14 protein-coding genes, 9 tRNA genes and 3 pseudogenes are annotated in these 17,451 nt (G+C 50.6%); 21 read left to right on the top strand and 5 right to left on the bottom strand.

What is annotated here, in order from left to right:
• Positions 1-3: 3 nt before the first annotated feature.
• From B9L19_RS17380 to cshA, 3 genes and pseudogenes are all read left to right on the top strand, one after another.
• Positions 4-1,380: a UDP-N-acetylmuramoyl-tripeptide--D-alanyl-D-alanine ligase gene (locus B9L19_RS17380; protein WP_089114000.1), complete on the top strand. Its 1,377-nt coding sequence runs from the start codon at positions 4-6 to the stop codon at positions 1,378-1,380.
• A 74-nt stretch (positions 1,381-1,454) separates the two neighbouring features.
• Positions 1,455-1,574 (top strand): annotated as a pseudogene (locus B9L19_RS18860) (carboxylesterase); the annotation flags it as partial.
• Between the two features lie 100 nt (positions 1,575-1,674).
• The gene (gene cshA / locus B9L19_RS17370; RefSeq protein ID WP_025950331.1) at positions 1,675-3,078 is read left to right on the top strand and encodes a degradosome RNA helicase CshA; all 1,404 of its coding nucleotides are present in this window, start codon (positions 1,675-1,677) and stop codon (positions 3,076-3,078) included.
• An 11-nt stretch (positions 3,079-3,089) separates the two neighbouring features.
• On the opposite strand, the gene B9L19_RS17365 is transcribed toward cshA, so the two are convergent.
• Positions 3,090-3,707 carry a rhomboid family intramembrane serine protease gene (locus B9L19_RS17365; RefSeq protein WP_089113999.1) on the bottom strand — a complete coding sequence of 206 codons (618 nt, stop codon included), beginning with the start codon at positions 3,705-3,707 and terminating at the stop codon, positions 3,090-3,092.
• Positions 3,708-3,820: 113 nt separating this feature from the next.
• Here B9L19_RS17365 and acpS point away from each other — a divergent pair, with 113 nt between their 5' ends.
• The 6 genes from acpS to B9L19_RS17335 all read left to right on the top strand — a co-directional run bounded on the left by acpS (position 3,821) and on the right by B9L19_RS17335 (position 9,898).
• Entirely contained in the window at positions 3,821-4,210 is a 390-nt protein-coding gene (gene acpS / locus B9L19_RS17360) for a holo-ACP synthase (RefSeq protein WP_025950329.1), read from the top strand.
• Positions 4,211-4,289: 79 nt separating this feature from the next.
• Entirely contained in the window at positions 4,290-5,303 is a 1,014-nt protein-coding gene (locus B9L19_RS17355; protein ID WP_025950328.1) for a LolA family protein, read from the top strand.
• Between the two features lie 248 nt (positions 5,304-5,551).
• Positions 5,552-6,706: an alanine racemase gene (gene alr, locus B9L19_RS17350; RefSeq protein ID WP_025950327.1), complete on the top strand. Its 1,155-nt coding sequence runs from the start codon at positions 5,552-5,554 to the stop codon at positions 6,704-6,706.
• Positions 6,707-6,829: 123 nt separating this feature from the next.
• Positions 6,830-7,111 carry a CopG family ribbon-helix-helix protein gene (locus tag B9L19_RS17345; protein WP_013144044.1) on the top strand — a complete coding sequence of 94 codons (282 nt, stop codon included), beginning with the start codon at positions 6,830-6,832 and terminating at the stop codon, positions 7,109-7,111.
• A 4-nt stretch (positions 7,112-7,115) separates the two neighbouring features.
• Positions 7,116-7,466: a type II toxin-antitoxin system endoribonuclease NdoA gene (gene ndoA, locus B9L19_RS17340; protein ID WP_003253417.1), complete on the top strand. Its 351-nt coding sequence runs from the start codon at positions 7,116-7,118 to the stop codon at positions 7,464-7,466.
• Between the two features lie 266 nt (positions 7,467-7,732).
• Entirely contained in the window at positions 7,733-9,898 is a 2,166-nt protein-coding gene (locus B9L19_RS17335) for a Tex family protein (protein WP_047752393.1), read from the top strand.
• An 18-nt stretch (positions 9,899-9,916) separates the two neighbouring features.
• Here B9L19_RS17335 and cmpA read toward each other — a convergent pair whose 3' ends face one another.
• Positions 9,917-10,030, bottom strand: a complete 114-nt coding sequence (gene cmpA, locus B9L19_RS17330; RefSeq protein WP_013144046.1) for a cortex morphogenetic protein CmpA — start codon at positions 10,028-10,030, stop codon at positions 9,917-9,919.
• A gap of 88 nt (positions 10,031-10,118) precedes the next feature.
• On the opposite strand from cmpA, the gene B9L19_RS17325 reads away from it, so the two are divergent.
• Complete coding sequence (locus B9L19_RS17325) at positions 10,119-10,637, top strand: SprT family protein (RefSeq protein ID WP_025950325.1); 519 nt, start codon at positions 10,119-10,121, stop codon at positions 10,635-10,637.
• A gap of 455 nt (positions 10,638-11,092) precedes the next feature.
• On the opposite strand, the pseudogene B9L19_RS17320 reads toward B9L19_RS17325, so the two are convergent.
• Positions 11,093-12,230 (bottom strand): annotated as a pseudogene (locus B9L19_RS17320) (IS110 family RNA-guided transposase).
• A gap of 643 nt (positions 12,231-12,873) precedes the next feature.
• On the opposite strand from B9L19_RS17320, the gene B9L19_RS17315 reads away from it, so the two are divergent.
• Positions 12,874-13,239 (top strand): hypothetical protein, encoded by a 366-nt coding sequence (locus B9L19_RS17315; protein ID WP_025950323.1) that lies wholly within the window; start codon positions 12,874-12,876, stop codon positions 13,237-13,239.
• 8 nt (positions 13,240-13,247) lie between these two features.
• Here B9L19_RS17315 and B9L19_RS19495 read toward each other — a convergent pair.
• Positions 13,248-13,714, bottom strand: a pseudogene (locus B9L19_RS19495) (IS630 family transposase).
• A 25-nt stretch (positions 13,715-13,739) separates the two neighbouring features.
• The gene (locus B9L19_RS19185) at positions 13,740-14,312 is read right to left on the bottom strand and encodes an IS630 family transposase (RefSeq protein WP_047752390.1); all 573 of its coding nucleotides are present in this window, start codon (positions 14,310-14,312) and stop codon (positions 13,740-13,742) included.
• A 115-nt stretch (positions 14,313-14,427) separates the two neighbouring features.
• Here B9L19_RS19185 and B9L19_RS17305 point away from each other — a divergent pair, with 115 nt between their 5' ends.
• The 10 genes from B9L19_RS17305 to B9L19_RS17250 all read left to right on the top strand — a co-directional run bounded on the left by B9L19_RS17305 (position 14,428) and on the right by B9L19_RS17250 (position 17,449).
• Positions 14,428-15,681 carry a CPBP family intramembrane glutamic endopeptidase gene (locus B9L19_RS17305; protein ID WP_089113998.1) on the top strand — a complete coding sequence of 418 codons (1,254 nt, stop codon included), beginning with the start codon at positions 14,428-14,430 and terminating at the stop codon, positions 15,679-15,681.
• Positions 15,682-16,293: 612 nt separating this feature from the next.
• Positions 16,294-16,368 (top strand) — tRNA-Asn (locus B9L19_RS17290).
• Between the two features lie 7 nt (positions 16,369-16,375).
• Positions 16,376-16,468, top strand: a tRNA-Ser gene (locus tag B9L19_RS17285).
• 19 nt (positions 16,469-16,487) lie between these two features.
• Positions 16,488-16,559: transfer RNA gene (locus tag B9L19_RS17280), tRNA-Glu, on the top strand.
• Positions 16,560-16,591: 32 nt separating this feature from the next.
• A tRNA-Asp gene (locus B9L19_RS17275) sits at positions 16,592-16,667 on the top strand.
• Positions 16,668-16,681: 14 nt separating this feature from the next.
• Positions 16,682-16,756, top strand: a tRNA-Gln gene (locus B9L19_RS17270).
• A gap of 279 nt (positions 16,757-17,035) precedes the next feature.
• Positions 17,036-17,111: transfer RNA gene (locus B9L19_RS17265), tRNA-Lys, on the top strand.
• 5 nt (positions 17,112-17,116) lie between these two features.
• Positions 17,117-17,198 (top strand) — tRNA-Leu (locus tag B9L19_RS17260).
• 15 nt (positions 17,199-17,213) lie between these two features.
• Positions 17,214-17,296, top strand: a tRNA-Leu gene (locus tag B9L19_RS17255).
• A gap of 76 nt (positions 17,297-17,372) precedes the next feature.
• Positions 17,373-17,449, top strand: a tRNA-Arg gene (locus B9L19_RS17250).
• Positions 17,450-17,451: the final 2 nt, after the last annotated feature.

Genomic DNA, 17,451 nt, shown 5'->3' with positions numbered 1-17,451 from the left:
CCGATGATCAAACGGACAGTGCGGCAAATCGCCGAAATGGCTGACGGACAGTGTTTAAAGCCGGAATGGGAGAATATAGTCGTAAGCGGTGTGTCAACCGACACAAGGACGATCCAAGCCGGCAACTTGTACATTCCGTTGCGTGGTGCGACCTTTAACGGCCACGATTTCGTGCAAGAAGCGGCGCAAAAAGGAGCCGCCGCCGTACTCTGGGCGGAACGAGAAGGAACGCCGCCGGAAGGTGTGCCAGTGGTCGTTGTGGATGATACGCTTTTGGCATTGCAGCGGCTCGCCGCCCGCTACCGCGAGCAGCTTGGACTGAAGGTGATCGGCGTCACTGGCAGCAACGGCAAAACGACGACGAAAGATATGATTGCCGCGCTGCTTTCGACCCGCTATCGGGTGCAAAAGACCGAAGGGAACTTGAACAATCACATCGGCGTGCCGTTGACGCTTCTGTCGCTTGAGGAAGATACGGAGATGGCTGTCGTGGAAATGGGAATGAGCGGGTTTGGCGAAATCGAGCGGCTGACCATGATCGCCCGTCCGGACGCAGCGGTCATCACGAATATCGGAGAAGCACACTTGCAGGAGCTCGGGTCGCGGGAAGGCATCGCCAAGGCGAAGTTGGAAATTTTGGCGGGTTTGCACCATGATGGTTTATTCGTCTACCATGGTGATGAGCCGCTCTTGACGGAGCGCGTGCCGAAGCTGCCGCTTCCCCGCCATGTCGTGACGTTCGGGGCGGGCGAACAGAACGATTACTATCCGACCGATGTGCGCATTGAAACTGGAGGAACATCGTTTGTCATCAATGCGCTCCCTGACCGGACGTTGTTTATGCCGGTATTAGGCAAACATCATGTATACAACGCGCTCGCCGCCATTGCGGTCGCCCGCTTTTTTGGCATCGATTGGGAAGGCATTGATGCGTCTCTCTCCCGCCTGCAAGTGACGCGCATGCGTACGGAAGTCGTCAAGACGAAATATGGCTTTACCGTCATTAATGACGCCTACAATGCCAGCCCGACATCGATGCGCGCCGCTTTGACGCTGCTTGGGGAATTAGGCGGCTACCGGCAAAAAATCGCCGTATTGGGCGATATGCTGGAGCTTGGCGACGAAGAAGTGGCGTTTCATCGAGAGATCGGGGAGGTGTTGCGGCCGGGAATGGTGGACTATGTGTTCACTTACGGGCCGCTTTCGCACCATATCGCCGCGGCGGCCGCCCCATTTTTTGATGATGGACGGGTGAGGGAGTTTGACGATAAAGCAGCGTTGGCCGAGGCCGTGCGTTCCGTCGCAACTTCGGATGACATTGTTTTATTGAAAGCATCGCGCGGCATGAAATTGGAAGAACTGCTCCGCTATTGGGTGTAAAATTAGGCCAACCGCGAAAAACGAAAAGCGGCGTCATGGGCGCCGCTTTTCATTCCAGCGGGGGTGGGGGGATCATGATTGGCTGCTTATGCATTCATGGCTTTACCGGCAGTCCGGAGGAAGTGGCGCCGCTGGCCGACTATTTGCGGGAACGGACCGATTGGGTCATTGAAACGCCGACATTGCCGGGCCACGCATGCCCATCATTGCAAATCACCGCATAACATGGTATGATAACTGTCAAACCTTTCTCTCGGATAAAGGGACGATTTTTTATAAGGAGTTTGGATAACATTGACGACATTTCAAGAATTAGGATTAAGCCAAGAAGTGATGAAAGCGATCGAGCGGATGGGGTTTGAAGAGACGACTCCGATTCAAGCGAAGACGATTCCGCTCAGTCTGCAAAATAAAGACGTAATCGGTCAAGCGCAAACCGGAACGGGGAAAACGGCGGCGTTTGGCATTCCAATCGTAGAAAAAGTGGATGTGAAAAACGGCGCCATTCAGGCGCTTGTGGTCGCGCCGACGCGTGAGCTCGCCATTCAAGTATCAGAAGAGCTGTACAAAATCGGCGCCGTCAAGCGCGTGCGCGTCTTGCCGATTTACGGCGGCCAAGATATCGAGCGGCAAATCCGCGCTTTGAAAAAACATCCGCACGTGATCGTCGGCACGCCTGGCCGCATTATCGACCATATTAACCGTGGGACGCTCCGCCTTGACCATGTGCATACGGTTGTGCTCGATGAGGCGGATGAAATGCTCAATATGGGCTTTATCGAAGATATTGAGGCGATTTTAAGCCATGTGCCGGTCAAGCGGCAGACGTTGCTGTTCTCGGCGACGATGCCCGATCCGATTCGCCGCATCGCCGAGCGGTTCATGAATGAGCCGGAGCTTGTTAAGGTCAAGGCAAAGGAGATGACCGTGCCGAATATCCAACAATATTATTTGGAAGTGCATGAGAAAAAGAAATTTGACATTTTGACGCGGCTCCTTGATATTCAGGCGCCGGAGCTCGCGATCGTGTTCGGCCGCACGAAGCGTCGTGTCGACGAGCTGGCGGAGGCGCTCAACTTGCGCGGCTATGCAGCGGAAGGCATTCACGGCGATTTAAGCCAAGCGAAACGGCTGTCGGTGTTGCGCAAGTTTAAGGAAGGTGCGATTGAAATTTTAGTGGCGACGGATGTTGCGGCGCGCGGCTTGGATATTTCTGGCGTAACGCACGTGTACAACTTTGATATTCCGCAAGACCCGGAAAGCTATGTCCACCGGATTGGGCGCACCGGCCGCGCCGGGAAAACGGGTGTGGCGATGACGTTTGTCACTCCAAGGGAGATCGGCCAGCTTCACCATATTGAGCGGACGACGAAGCGGAAAATGGAGCGGATGAAGCCGCCGACACTTGATGAGGCGCTCGAAGGCCAACAGCGTATCGCGATCGAAAAGCTTCTCAACGTCGTGGAGACCGAAAACCTGTCATTTTACAAACGGGCGGCGGAAGAATTGCTTGAAGAGCATGATTCGGTGACGATTGTCGCCGCCTGCTTGAAAATGTTGACACGCGAGCCAGATACAACGCCGGTGCAATTGACGGAAGAGCCGCCTTTAGCGGTCAAGCGGGAGAAAAAACGGGGCGGCCGCCCGGACGGCTCAGCCCGCAGCCGGACGAAAAAACGGCGGATTACGGCGCATTAAGCGCCGTTTTTTCATAGTCGAGGCATGTAAAACGACGGTCGCTTCGGGCGAATGGACAAAAAAGGGGCAAGCAGGCCGCCGACAGCGAAGCCAAATAGATGGGCCAATAAATTCCCATCTGGTGTCATGATGCCAAGCAGCAAATGAACCGCCATGACCGAAAGCAGCAACTGGGCGTGGCGGGGGGCGACTAAGTCGCGGCGGAATAGGGCGAGGTAGCTGTACATGCCAAACAAGGCAAAAATGGCGCCCGACGCCCCGACATGGGTGTACAGCGGCGGCAGAAGGAATAAAGTGGCGACATTGGCGCCGATCCCGCCTCCGATATACAGAAACAAAAACTTTCTTTTCCCAAGTGCGCGCTCTAGCCAGGGGCCAAACAGCCATAAGGACAAACTGTTGGCGGCCATATGGTGGAAATCGCGATGCAGCACGATGGGGCTGACAAGCCGCCAGCACTCTCCATGGCGGATCGCGCCGTTCGTCCCGACGGCGTATTGCCAAATGGGTTCAAGCGCTGTCAAGGAAAGAGAAAACAACAGCCATGCGGCGATATGGACCAATAATAAGGCGGCCACGACGGGATAAAGGCGGACAAATGAGCGGACATCGCTTGCATGTTGAAACACGGGTTGGTCTCCCTTCTTCGCGGAAATGGGGCGTTTTTTATAAGCTATCTTATGCGGGTCTCTCATAAAAAATTTGTCCGACCATCAGGGCGGATAGGATAGGTGAGGAAGCAGTGATCGTCGGCATTGGCATTGATATTGTCGAGTTGGAACGGATCCGCTCCCTTCTTGAGCGGAGCCGCAAATTTCCAGAGCGAATTTTGACGCCGCGTGAAAAAGTGCAGTTTGGCGAGTTGCCGCCCGCAAGACAGGCAGAGTTTCTCGCTGGGCGATTTGCGGCGAAAGAAGCGTACGCCAAAGCGCTCGGAACGGGGATCGGGCGGCATCTATCGTTTCAAGACATCGAGATCGTTTCCGATGAGCACGGAAAGCCGAGCATTGCTGCCCGCCGCGATGGCGAGACGGTTCATCTGTCCATTTCCCATAGCCGCGATTACGCCGTCGCCCAAGTCGTCATTGAGCGCCTTGGACCGATCACGCCGGCTGATGCTTGCCACAGCTAGTCTGCATATTCCCGAAAGTTGTCTCATATATTGTAGTGCATGGGTAGAAATCGATATATGAGGCAAAGGGGTTGAAGCGATGGGCAGAAACGTGCTGATGGCGTTAGTCGGCATCATTTTTCTGTTTGCTTTGGCTGGCTGCGGGTCGAAATCGCAGGAAGAGGTATTAAAGGCGCTTGATGAAAAGGTCGATGAGATGACGGGTTACCAGGCGGAGGCGAAAATGACGTTCCGCACCGGGGAGAAGCCGCAAGTGTATCATGTCGAAGTGTGGCACAAGCAGCCGTCCTACTATCGCGTCAGCTTGAAAAACGCTGACAAAAGGCAAAGCCAAATGATTTTGCGCAATGACGAAGGGGTGTTCGTCTTCACGCCGGCGCTCAACAAAACCTTCAAATTTGTGAGCGACTGGCCGAAAAACAGCAGCCAAGCGTATTTGTACGAATCGCTCGTCAAAGACATTTTGAGCGATTCGAAGGCGAAGTTTAAGGCGACGGACGATTACTATGTGTTTGAGACGAAAACGAACTACCCGAACAGCGAAGTCGTTCCCACCCAAGAGATTACACTGCGCAAAAAAGATTTGGCGCCCGTCTCGGTCAAAGTGATGGATACGGACCGGAAAGCGCTGTTGACGGTCGAGTTTTCCAACATCGAGTTTAACAAAAAGTTTGATGATGACGCGTTTGATACAAAGAAAAATATGACTGGCGCCCGTCTTGAGGTGCCGACGATGGCCGAAGGAAAAGAGCAAGTGATGGCCGTCATGTACCCGAGTCAGCTTCCGAAAGGGGTTCAAGCGCTTGAGGAAAAAGAAGTGAAAGGTGAAAACGGCACGCGCGTCATTATGACATTTGGCGGCAAAAAATCGTTTACGCTCGTGCAAGAAAAAGCGGATGTGCTTCCGGCGACAAGCATGCCAGTTCTTGTCAACGGCGACCCGGTTGATTTAGGATTCACCATTGGCGCCCTCACCGACCGAACGTTGACATGGTGGTACAACGGGGCGGAGTTTACGCTCGCCTCAGACGATTTGACGCCGGAAGAAATGGTGATGGTCGCCAGCTCCGTGCAAGAAAAAGCGGCAAAATGACAGTGCGGTTTTGCAAACAGGCGGCTCTCCGCGTTGAAGCGGAGAAGCTGCTTTTTGTTTTTGTGCAGAAGCAGTGAAGGCAGGCCAGTGGACGAATCGTGGCGATCTCCAATGTTTTCCGCCGTTTTTCTCATTTTTCCGCCGCTCATCCTATTCCTTCTTCCCTAGGAACATGGTAAACTAAAAAAGGAATCCAATCGATTCAAGCGCTTTCAAACTGGCTATGACTAGAAAGGCAGCGAGAGAGGATGGACGAGTTTCACCGCGATACGTGGGTGGAAATTGATTTGGATGCCATTTACGACAACGTCGTGAATTTGCGCCGCTTTTTGCCGGAGGGTACGCAAATTATGGCCGTTGTCAAGGCGAACGCCTACGGGCACGGCGATGTCCAAGTGGCGGCAACGGCGCTTGAAGCGGGCGCTTCCCGCTTGGCCGTCGCCTTTTTGGACGAGGCGCTTGCCTTACGAAAAAAAGGCATCGATGCCCCGATTTTAGTGCTTGGAGCGTCTCGTCCCGAGGATGTGGCGTTGGCCGCCGAACACCGCATCGCCTTAACCGTATTTCGCTCTGATTGGCTCGAGAAGGCGTCATCGCTGTATAACGGTTCGACCCCGATTCATTTCCATTTAAAGATGGACACAGGAATGGGACGGCTTGGGGTGAAAGACGAAGAGGAGACAAAGCGAATAGCGGCCTTGATCGATCGCCATCCGCCCTTTGTGCTTGAAGGGGTGTATACGCATTTTGCGACCGCTGATGAAGTAAATACGGATTACTTTTCTTATCAATACGCCCGCTTTTTGCATATGCTTGACTGGCTGCCGTCGCGGCCGCCGCTCGTTCATTGCGCCAACAGCGCGGCGGCCCTTCGTTTTTCCGATCGAGCGTTTAACATGGTTCGCTTTGGCATTTCGATGTACGGGCTCGCCCCATCGCCGGACATCAAGCCGCTCCTCCCATACGAATTGAAAGAGGCATTTTCGCTCCATAGCCGCCTCGTACACATCAAAAAACTGCGACCAGGGGAAAAGGTGAGCTACGGTGCGACGTACACCGCGCAGACGGAAGAGTGGATCGGCACGATCCCAATCGGTTATGCGGACGGCTGGCTGCGAAGGTTGCAGCACTTTCATGTGCTTGTTGGCGGGCAGCGGGCGCCGATCGTCGGCCGCATTTGCATGGACCAATGCATGATCCGCCTGCCTGGGCCGCTGCCTGTCGGGACGAAGGTGACATTAATTGGCCGCCAAGGGGACGAAGTCATTTCCATTGATGATGTCGCCCGCCATTTGGACACAATCAATTATGAAGTGCCGTGCACGATCAGCTACCGGGTGCCCCGTATTTTTTTCCGAAATAAGCGTATAATGGAAGTGAGAAACGCCGTTGGCCGCGGATGAAGCGATGCATAATTTGCTTCGGAAGACAAAGGATAGAAAATGGAGAAATGACTTTGCAGCGCCGTTGTTTAATGGTATCATGAAGTGGAAGCAATCGGTTGCAGTTCGTGGAGGTGTATATTTGTGTCGGAATCTGGCGCAACAACGGAAATCGTCGTTCGTTTGCCGCAGTCGCTGCTGACAGAACTGGACGTGCTCGTAAAGCAGGAAAATGGCAACCGCAATGAACTCATTTATCAGGCGACGAAAATGTACATTCGCGAGCGGAAAAAGCGGCAAATTCGCGAGGCGATGAGACGAGGCTACATGGAAATGGCGAAAATCAATTTATCTATCGCTTCTGAAGCGTTTCATGCTGAATACGAGGCCGACCACACCGTTGAACGCTTAGTTAGCGGGGGGTAATGCTTTGATTGTCAAACGTGGCGACGTGTATTTTGCGGACCTTTCCCCGGTTGTTGGCTCGGAGCAGGGCGGCGTGCGCCCCGTGTTGGTGATCCAAAACGATATCGGCAATCGTTTTAGCCCGACGGTGATTGTCGCGGCGATTACGGCGCAAATCCAAAAAGCGAAGCTGCCGACGCATGTCGAGATTGACGCGAAACGCTACGGGTTTGAACGCGATTCGGTCATTTTGCTTGAGCAAATTCGCACGATCGACAAGCAACGGCTGACCGATAAAATCACTCATTTGGACGATGAAATGATGGATAAAGTCGATGAGGCGCTGCAAATTAGCTTAGGACTGATCGACTTTTGATAGAGCGAAAAACCTTTGCTTTTGGCATAACAGCGAACAGGAGAAACGGCGTTTTCGGTTGCCAACGGGCGGGCCGAGCGGATGGGGAAAGCGGCGTTGACGTGCGGCATCGGTCTTGATTATCGAGTGTTCACGTTGGTGAGACGGGCAGATCGGCCTTTCCGGAACGGTCTGTCCTTCCATTTTCATCTATGTATACTGTTTCACAAAGCAGCTGCGTACAGGTAGCGCTTTTTTATTTTCCATGTCATTAAGGAGGGAATCGCTTGGCTAACGAACAGCGGCTCATTGAAGTCATTGCCGCCGAGCAGCAGCTGGCAGCGAAGCAAGTCGAAAACGTCATTGCGCTCCATCGAGAAGGAAACACGATCCCGTTTATCGCCCGCTACCGGAAAGAAATGACTGGGGCGCTCGATGAAGTGCAAATTCGTGAAGTACTGGAGAGATGGGAGTATTTGCAGCATTTAGAGCAACGGAAAGAGGAAGTGATTCGCCTCATTGATGAGCAAGGGAAGTTGACGGAAGAGTTAAAGCGCGACATTCTTGAGGCCACGAAGTTGCAACAAGTCGAAGATTTATACCGCCCATATCGGCAAAAGCGGCGCACGAAAGCAACAATCGCAAAAGAGAGAGGGCTTGAACCCCTTGCCGAATGGCTCCTTTCGTGTCCACCGGCCCCAACTCCGGAACAACAGGCCGAAATGTTTGTCAACGAAGATAAAGGAGTCGCAACCGTTGAAGAGGCGCTTCAAGGTGCGAAAGATATCATCGCCGAAAAAGTGGCCGATGACGCTGCTCTTCGTCAATGGGTGCGCGATGAGACGCGGCGGAAAGGAACGATTGCTTCGGTTGCCAAAGCGCCGGAAAAGGACGAAAAGAGTGTGTACGAAATGTACTACGACTACGAGGAACCCCTCGCTAAAATCGTTCCGCACCGCGTGTTGGCGTTAAACCGCGGTGAAAAGGAAGAGGTGCTGCGCGTCTCGATCAAGGCGCCTGTTGAGGACATCATTCGCTATTTGCGGCGAAAAACAGTCGCTGATGAATCGTCCCCGGCCGCTCCCATCGTGGCAGAAGCGATCGAGGACGGATACAAGCGGTTGATGGAGCCTGCCATTGAACGCGACATCCGCAACGAGTTGACGGAGAAAGCGGAGGAGCGGGCCATCCATATTTTCGCTGAAAACTTGCGCAAACTGCTTCTCCAGCCGCCGCTCAAAGGAAAAACGGTGCTCGGCATCGACCCAGCCTATCGGACTGGGTGCAAGCTCGCCGTTGTCGACGAAACGGGGAAACTGCTTCGCATTGATGTGATCTATCCGCATCCGCCGCAAGAGCGAAAAGAAGAGGCGCGCGCGAAACTTCTTCGCCTGCTTGATGACGATCACGTTGATATGATCGCGATTGGCAACGGAACAGCCTCTCGGGAAACCGAACAGTTTGTCGCCGACACGCTGAAGCATGTGCAACGCGATATCTTTTATTTGATTGTCAATGAAGCAGGAGCGAGCGTCTACTCTGCTTCCGACCTTGCACGCGCTGAGTTTCCCGACCTGCAAGTCGAAGAGCGGAGCGCCGTCTCGATCGCCCGCCGCGTCCAAGACCCGCTCGCCGAGCTTGTCAAAATCGATCCAAAATCGGTCGGCGTCGGCCAATACCAGCACGATGTGTCGCAAAAAAAGCTTGCCGAGTCGCTTCGTTTCGTCGTCGAGACGGTCGTCAATCAAGTCGGTGTCAACGTCAACACTGCCTCCGTCTCCCTGCTTCAGTACGTGTCCGGGCTCACGAAAACCGTTGCAGAAAACATCGTCAAGCGTCGCGAAGAGCAAGGGAAATTCCGCAACCGCGAAGAGCTGAAAACGATTCCTCGGCTCGGAGCGAAAACGTACGAGCAGTGCATCGGTTTTTTGCGCATCGTTGATGGCGACGAACCGCTTGACCGCACGCCGATTCACCCCGAGCGGTACGCGGAAGTGAAGCAACTGTTGCGTAAGTTAGGATTTACGACCGCCGCCATTGGCAGTGATGAACTGCGCCAGGCGCTGCAAGCCATCGAGGTCGAGACGGTGGCTGCCGAGCTCGGCATCGGAGAACTGACGTTGCGCGACATCATTGACGCGTTGTGCCGCCCAGAGCGCGACCCGCGCGACGAGCTGCCCAAGCCGCTATTACGCAAAGATGTGTTGAAGATGGAAGATTTGAAGCCAGGCATGGAGCTGGAAGGAACCGTGCGCAACGTCGTTGACTTCGGCGCCTTTGTCGACATTGGGGTCAAACAGGACGGGCTCGTGCACATTTCCAAACTAAGCAAACAATACGTGCGCCATCCGCTCGATGTCGTTTCGGTCGGCGACGTCGTCAAAGTATGGGTCGAGCATGTCGATGTGGCGAAGGGAAGAATATCGCTGTCGATGGTGCCGCCGAAAGAGTGAAATGGAGAAAGCACTGCCTTAGGAGCAGTGTTTTCTCCGATAAAAAAACCAGCATTGGTTCAACAGTTTAATTTGCTCACGGTTTTTCTCATAGTAGGCTCGTCTCATCTGATTTTTCAGCCATGTAGGCAAAATCAGTCACCTCCCTGACAGTGGAAAGGTAATATATTGTATGTAGTGGTGAATTGTCCTGTGCCAAAAGATGAAGGAGAGACCCGCCATGGACCAAAAGCAGCTGCAAGCCCTTGTCGAACAAATTTCCATTCGCGTGTTCGGCAAGCCGTTCCGCCATACCGCTTTCTTCAACCCTCGTTTGCGCACCACCGGCGGGCGCTACATGTTGCAAACGCACAACATTGAGCTCAATCAAAAACATTACGAGCAGTTCGGCGAGGAAGAATTGATCGCCATCATCAAACACGAGCTTTGCCATTACCACTTGCACCTTGAGGGAAAAGGCTACCGCCACCGCGACCGCGACTTCCGCGAACTGCTGCAAAAAGTGGGGGCGCCCCGCTATTGTCGTCCAATCGGCCAAAAAACAGACAGGTCGAAAACGATCTATACATACATTTGCACGTCATGCGGCTTGACGTACACTCGAAAAAAGCGCATGAACACCGCCCGCTACGTCTGCGGGAACTGCCGCGGGCGGCTTACCCTAACAGGATCGAAGCAGGGGGATCAACAACTTTTGCAAAGTGTGAGTAAAAGATTTGTGGATGACATTCTGGAATGATCCCCGATGAGAGGAGCGAACTTTTGTCCGTTGTACTCGTCAGGGCCACCAAGTGAAGTGCGGTAGAAAAAAGCAAATGTCATGCCAAAAGGACTCTCTCCCTGCTCTGAAAATGGTTTCACTAACCGGTGATTGACGACGTCCGAGTGAGCCGGAAACATGTTCTCCACAAAGTCTTGACTGACTCCATCCGAAACAAGTTTTTCCATCAAATTCGGGAGGGTGGTATGCTTGTTTATAGAGAGCATCTCCTAGGGTTGTTTGTGTCGTTACTCACATTCTACAGGAAAGCATTCCTGTTAGGACCTTTTCCGTGAAAATCCCCACCACTTGGTGAGTGCGGTATACGCTCCTGATCCGGGTGGGTATACTGAAAATGGCCAAAAAAGGCAATAGGAAAGCAGAGGTGCCCAATTTTTCGGCATCTCGTATAACCTGTCTGCCTTTTGGCTAGACTAAATCAGTTGTGGTTGGCGGAACGGCTCTTTGCGGGAGATCATGCAAAAGATGATCACCAACATTCGTCGAGCCGTGGCGATGAGGGCTTTTTTCTTCCCGCACCGGGCCGCCAACGACCAAAATTTTCGGGACAAAGGATGCGTCTTGGATCGAGCTGCTGACCATGCCGCCTCGCATAACGCCGATCGGAGATGGGGATTGCCTTTTGTCGTGCGCGTGCTCTTTCGCTTTCCGGCGCTTTCATGGTTGCCGGGGGACAACCCCGTCCATGAAGCCGCCCGTTCCGGCGTTTCAAAGACGCTCATATCGGTTCCCATCTCGGCGATGATGACGGCGGCGGTTTGTTTTTTCACTCCGGGCATGGTCATCAGCAGGTCCACTTCCTCGCGATACGGCTCGAGCAGGCGGTCGATGTGCTGGTCGACTTCTTCGATGAGCCGCTCCAATTCCTCAACGTGTTTCCACAAGAGGCGAAGGAGACGGAGCTCGTGTTCGGTCAAGGTGCCCAGCAGCGAATCGTACACCGCCTGCTTTTTCGTTTTGAGCCTGCCGCGCAGGCATTCATCCAACTCGTCCTTGTCCACGCATCCCTTCTCCAGCAGCCGGGCAAGGATGTTTCTTCCGGAAACGCCGAAGAGATCGGAGAGGACCGAGCCGAGTTTGACATTGGAAGACTCGAGCACTTTTTGAATCCGGTTTTTCTCCGACGTCAGCTGTCCGACCCATTTTTTGCGGAGGCGGGTAAAATCCCGCAATTCGCGAATATCCGCCGGGGGGGACGAAACTTTTTTCAACGAGTCCATGGCGAAGCAGCTTGGCGATCCACTCGGCGTCCGAGACATCGGTTTTTCTTCCCGGGACATTTTTGATCCGCTGCGGATTGGCCAGTGTCAAGTCGACATCACCCTCGAGGAAGGCGAAGAACGGTTTCCAATACACGACGGTGGATTCCATGGCGACATGGGTGACGCCATGTTCTTCGAGCCATTCGAGCAGGTCGCCAAGCCCCTTCGAGAACGTGGAGAAGGTTTGAATGTCCTTTTGAATCTTTCCCTCTTCTTCCCATAGCGCGCAGGCGACGATGGTTTCGGCATGAACGTCCAATCCTGCGCAGCGGGGATAGATGACATCCATGATGAAAATCCACCTTTTCGATGATGGAGTGCGCAAACAGTGAATCCACGGGAGACATGCGGCAGTTTTCCGTTCGTCGTCACCTTTCCTGTGCATCGGGAAAGGTCGGACAATGGGTGGTGCACCCAGTGGATTCAAACACTTTTCCGTACAGGGTCCAAGCCACCATTAAGCACAACGTCCTATTGAGCTGTTTGCGCCTACTCTTCATTATGGGAAGAAAAGGGGGATTTTCATCCCCGGGTGGAGGGCAAAGCGTGCTGCCCATGGACCTTTTCCGGGGACTTGATCAAAAAAAGCCCTCTTTTTTCTATCCCTTTTGGATTTTTATTGGATAATTAATACTCTTGAAACAGGAGAGTACTGCAATATGCGAAAAATGTCGAATATTTATACATAAAAAATACTTGTTTTTTTTTTGTTTTTTTTTAGAATAGAACTGAATTTTTACCACAAAGTATTTATAGTGGAAAGGAAATCCTTCTGCTATCCTTTTTAGCCTAAGCGCTACATCACCTACTGAGAAATATAGTGGTGATGGCAATCGGTAGTTGGATATAGAAGAAAGAGTTAGTTGTGAGAGAAGGCAAATGTTAATTTTTTAGTGATTTTGCACTAAGAAGAGTAGAAGGAGGGAAGCGCTTTGTACAAAGTTTCACAATTTAATGTCCCGTTTAAGCGGGGAGGTATTTACTTTTTGTACAATAGTCATACGGGTGCTTTTGTTAAGCTCTCTGAAGAGTATAGGGAATCTATTAGAAAAATAAATCAAGGTCGGTTTAATGAGGTGCCAGATAAACATCTAGATGATTTAAAAGCAGCTGGATTTGTGGTTGAAAAGTCTAAAGATGAGATAGGTTTGTATAAATATTTAATAAATTTATATAGATTTGGTAATAGCTCTTTTGGACTAACAATTGCAACTACTTTACAATGTAATTTTCGATGTCCTTATTGTTATGAAAAACACGAGGACGAATATTTATATACATGCAACATGAAGAGTTAACTTCTCAGTCATCCTGCACACCCTAAGCGTTGCAGCACTTCCTCCGGACGTTCGTGGATGTCGTCCACAAACCGAGCAATGGCCTGGACGATATCGTTTCGATTTTTGTGAAACACATTGGCGATCACGGTGTCTTTCAGCCATTTCCACAAGCGTTCGATCGGGTTCAGCTGTGGCGAATAGGGAGGAAGGGAAAGAAAGTGAAAACACGGCCCTTCTTCCCGCCAAAACTCCTTGACCATGTTGGCATGGTGAATGCGGGCGTGATCCAACACCAAGACCATGAGACGGTCTGGATACGCTCTTTGAGCATTCTCCCAAAATCCAAGAACGTCGCAGCATGGACAGCGGTCGTTGGATGAAGCACCGTTTCGCCATCGTGGATGTTGACCGCGCCAAACAGCGATACGTGGGTATGATGGCCGAACGTCGGCACTTGTTTTTGGCGGCCGACTTCCGACCATGTGGACCGCAAGACATGGTAAGAGCGGATATGGGTTTCATCGATGTACAGAAGAACGGCATCTTCTGTCTCCTTGGTGATCAAGTTTTTTGATCAGATCCATTTGCTTTTCCAATTGCTTTTGTCGATCCGGATTTCCTTTCGCCAGTGTGTACGTCGGGCGAGTCCATGACAGACCTTGACGGTGCAGGAGTTTTCGCAGCGCTTCACGGGAAATGGAAACGCCGAAGTGCTGTTCCACATAGGACTGCAGAAGTTTGGTGTTCCACGCCGAAGCGACGTCCCAGCCCAGTTCCGCGGGAGTGGTGGTCAACACAAGCTGTTTGATCTTTTCCTGCTGTTCTTCGGTGAGAAACGGCTCCCGCCCGGGGGCGAAATCCCGATGAAGCAAGAGCTCCAGACCGCCTTCGTTGAACAGCGACACATAATGGGAAACGGTTTGTCGGCACACGTTGACCATGGAGGCCACCTCTTTGCCCAAATAGCCTTCCATGACCAGGCGAACGGCCATCACCCGTTGACGAAGAAGGGCATTTTTGATTTTCCGTTCCTGTTTGCGAAGTGTCCGAGGTGTCCATCCGTGATCGTTGGTGATGCGCGGACGTTTCATAAATGATCCCGCTTCTTTTCCATGGGTTTCCTTCGAAACAGGATAACCGGAGTGGGCACTGGTTATACGAAGGTTAATCTTTTAATGAGCATGTATATAGAAGGAGTGTTTAGCAATGATTCATTATCAAAGAAAAATAGATATAAAGAACTTTACTATTTTTTTTATTATTTTTTTATTCGTAGTGTTAGTATGTTCATTTTCCTTTACACGTATTGCGTACCGCTCAGTAGGATTGTTCTCAGAGATTCGAAAAATGCTCGTACTCAAAGATGAATTCACATTTGTAATTTTACTAATGATATTAATTGTTATGTTGAATATAGAAAAAAGGGGATTTTATTCTCGTCAAAGGAATCTAATTTTTTATAGTTTAGTAGGCGCTTGCTGTGCCTTTTTCTTCATTGGTTCCTATATTTTTAAATTCATTACTGTATATCGTACGGATATTATCATTGATGCTTTGGTATTATTACAGATCATTTTTATGGTATTGGCTATTTGGGAGCTCCCGATCGGTAAACCATTAGAGAAATCTTCTTTCATTGGCTTGCTTGCTATCGCTATGGTAGATTTTTTTTTCACAATGGCAATTGTCATGTATAAAGAAGAAATTTCCTTAACAATCGAATACTTGAAAAACAAAACTTTTTATTTTGTTCAACCCATTTTGGTAATCGGTATTATTCACTTTGTTATACTTTTAATAAGCATAAAGTTGTGTGGTAAGTTAAATATTAGAAGTTTAGGACTATTTAATACATTGAATTTTATGAATGGCGTCGCCATATTTCTTTTTGTTTGGGTTTTGATTCAGTTCACTCAATTTGTTGTTGTTTATTTGTTGACGAATAGAGTTGTTTGGGTATTTACCCATCATGATATCATACCTGTGGAATGGCTTGGAAATTATTTTGCGTATATTTTGGGGGTGGGACTACCTGAGGAACTTTTGATGCGTGGAGTTATGTTCACTCAACTTTATGCACTTTTCTTAATTAAATTTCCATTTAAGAAAAAGCAGAGTATTTTAATGTCTTTAATAACATCACAGGTTCTTTTTGGGATGAATCACTTGCCTAAACTGGAGTTTGAAATGGGATGGGATTATTTGATTCGAACTTTTATGCTTGGTATATTTTTTGTGCTTGTTTATCTCAGAACAGGTAGCATATATGTGTCTATTTTCGTCCATGGTTTGATGGATTATCATGTTCCGCTCTTTTATTCAAAAGAAATGATTCCGTATACTGAAGATATTGCGACGTTAGTACAATTTTATACTTTAATAGCATTAATAGGTTGGCCGTGTATTACAAAAAAAATAGTATTTTGTCAAAAACCTGAACCCGTGGCAGGAGCATATTGAAAATGCTGGAGAACCCAATCATGCCGTTCAACTCAATTTCAAATCTTCACCTACACTTAGGCGAAGAACCCCAAGGGCAATATTTGTTCATTCGGAAAAGTTCTCTTAACAATTTTGAACGCATCTTTATCGCCCGAGTTTCGACAGTCACTAGGCAAACCAAATGCTTCTCGACCCTTGACACAAAAGGGATGAGAGGCATTTGAGCACACTTTGGGCGTGTATCTAGGCGCGAGGATGGATGCCTAGGATCTTCAGAGGAGGATCCAGCCCTAGAGCCGCAAAGAATGGAGCCTGTTTCGCCGTCAGTTCGGTTCGTTGATCAAAATGTCCAAGCATGAGACGCTCGCTTTCGTCTCTTACTGTCGACCACGATTCATGAGTCAGGAGAAAGGAATTAGGGAGAAAATGGTCGAATGGTACCGTTTCTTTTGAAAAAACAACATCGCAAAAACTATCTTTGCAAAAGAAGGTTGACAATCAAGATGATTGTGTGCTAAATTATAGAAGCCGTCGCTGAACGGTGGAAACAGCAAAGCAAGTTGCGGAAAAACGTATTGACAAACGACAAGTTGCTCAATATAATAAACAATGTCAATTGTCGAACATCATTCCGCAATAGCTCAGCGGTAGAGCAACCGGCTGTTAACCGGTAGGTCGTAGGTTCGAATCCTACTTGCGGAGCCATTTCTTTGGAGAAGTACCCAAGCGGCTGAAGGGGACGGTTTGCTAAACCGTTAGGTCGTGTCTTTACGGCGCGCGGGTTCAAATCCCGCCTTCTCCGCCACTTCAATACGTATATGCGTGGCCCGTTGGTCAAGTGGTTAAGACACCGCCCTTTCACGGCGGTAACACGGGTTCGAATCCCGTACGGGTCACTGAATAGCGCGGGGTGATCCCCGCGATTTGTGGTCCCGTAGTGTAGTGGTTAACATGCCTGCCTGTCACGCAGGAGATCGCGGGTTCGAGTCCCGTCGGGACCGCCATTGCACTAAATCGCTGGGCCATAGCCAAGCGGTAAGGCAACGGACTTTGACTCCGTGATGCGCTGGTTCGAATCCAGCTGGCCCAGCCATTTTTATATGTTAAATAGCCATTAGCTCAGTAACGAGCGTTACATCTTCGAGTTTGCTTCGAGTTGTCCCGACGCATCCTGCATATTCGAATATGCTAGTAGAGGAAGGGACATCGTTCACTGTGAGTGTATACCCAACCATGAGCCATTCGCTCAGTAACGAGCGTTGCATCTTCGAGTTCACTGCGAGTTGCCCCGACGCATCTCGCTTCCTTGAACAGACTGGCAGAGGAAGGGGCAGGTAGAGCTAGGTAGTACCTAGAGTGTATACCCAACCATGAGCCATTAGCTCAGTAGGTAGAGCATCTGACTTTTAATCAGAGGGTCGGAGGTTCGAGTCCTCCATGGCTCACCATATTAGCGGGTGTGGCGGAATTGGCAGACGCACCAGACTTAGGATCTGGCGCCTCACGGCGTGGGGGTTCAAGTCCCTCCACCCGCACTGATTAGTCCATATGCGGTCGTGGCGGAATGGCAGACGCGCTAGGTTGAGGGCCTAGTGGGGGCGACCCCGTGGAGGTTCAAGTCCTCTCGACCGCATTTTTTAAATAAACTATTGACACCAGCGCAGCAAGTCGCTAAAATGAAATTCGTCTTTATAGTGCAATAATGTATTGCGCTCGTAGCTCAATTGGATAGAGCATCTGACTACGGATCAGAAGGTTAGGGGTTCGAATCCTCTCGAGCGCGCCATC

The organism is Geobacillus thermocatenulatus (genome assembly GCF_002217655.1).
GTDB lineage: Bacteria > Bacillota > Bacilli > Bacillales > Anoxybacillaceae > Geobacillus > Geobacillus thermocatenulatus.
Note: the sequence above shows the minus strand (reverse complement) of the source record. Positions and strands in the feature narration are given on the sequence as shown.

Coding starts and splice junctions, on each gene's coding strand:
- B9L19_RS17380 (WP_089114000.1), top strand. CDS start 4: ATGATCAAACGGACAGTGCGGCAAATCGCCGAAATGGCTGACGGACAG.
- B9L19_RS17305 (WP_089113998.1), top strand. CDS start 14,428: ATGATTCATTATCAAAGAAAAATAGATATAAAGAACTTTACTATTTTT.
- B9L19_RS17355 (WP_025950328.1), top strand. CDS start 4,290: ATGGGCAGAAACGTGCTGATGGCGTTAGTCGGCATCATTTTTCTGTTT.
- B9L19_RS19185 (WP_047752390.1), bottom strand. CDS start 14,312: ATGAAACGTCCGCGCATCACCAACGATCACGGATGGACACCTCGGACA.
- alr (WP_025950327.1), top strand. CDS start 5,552: ATGGACGAGTTTCACCGCGATACGTGGGTGGAAATTGATTTGGATGCC.
- B9L19_RS17325 (WP_025950325.1), top strand. CDS start 10,119: ATGGACCAAAAGCAGCTGCAAGCCCTTGTCGAACAAATTTCCATTCGC.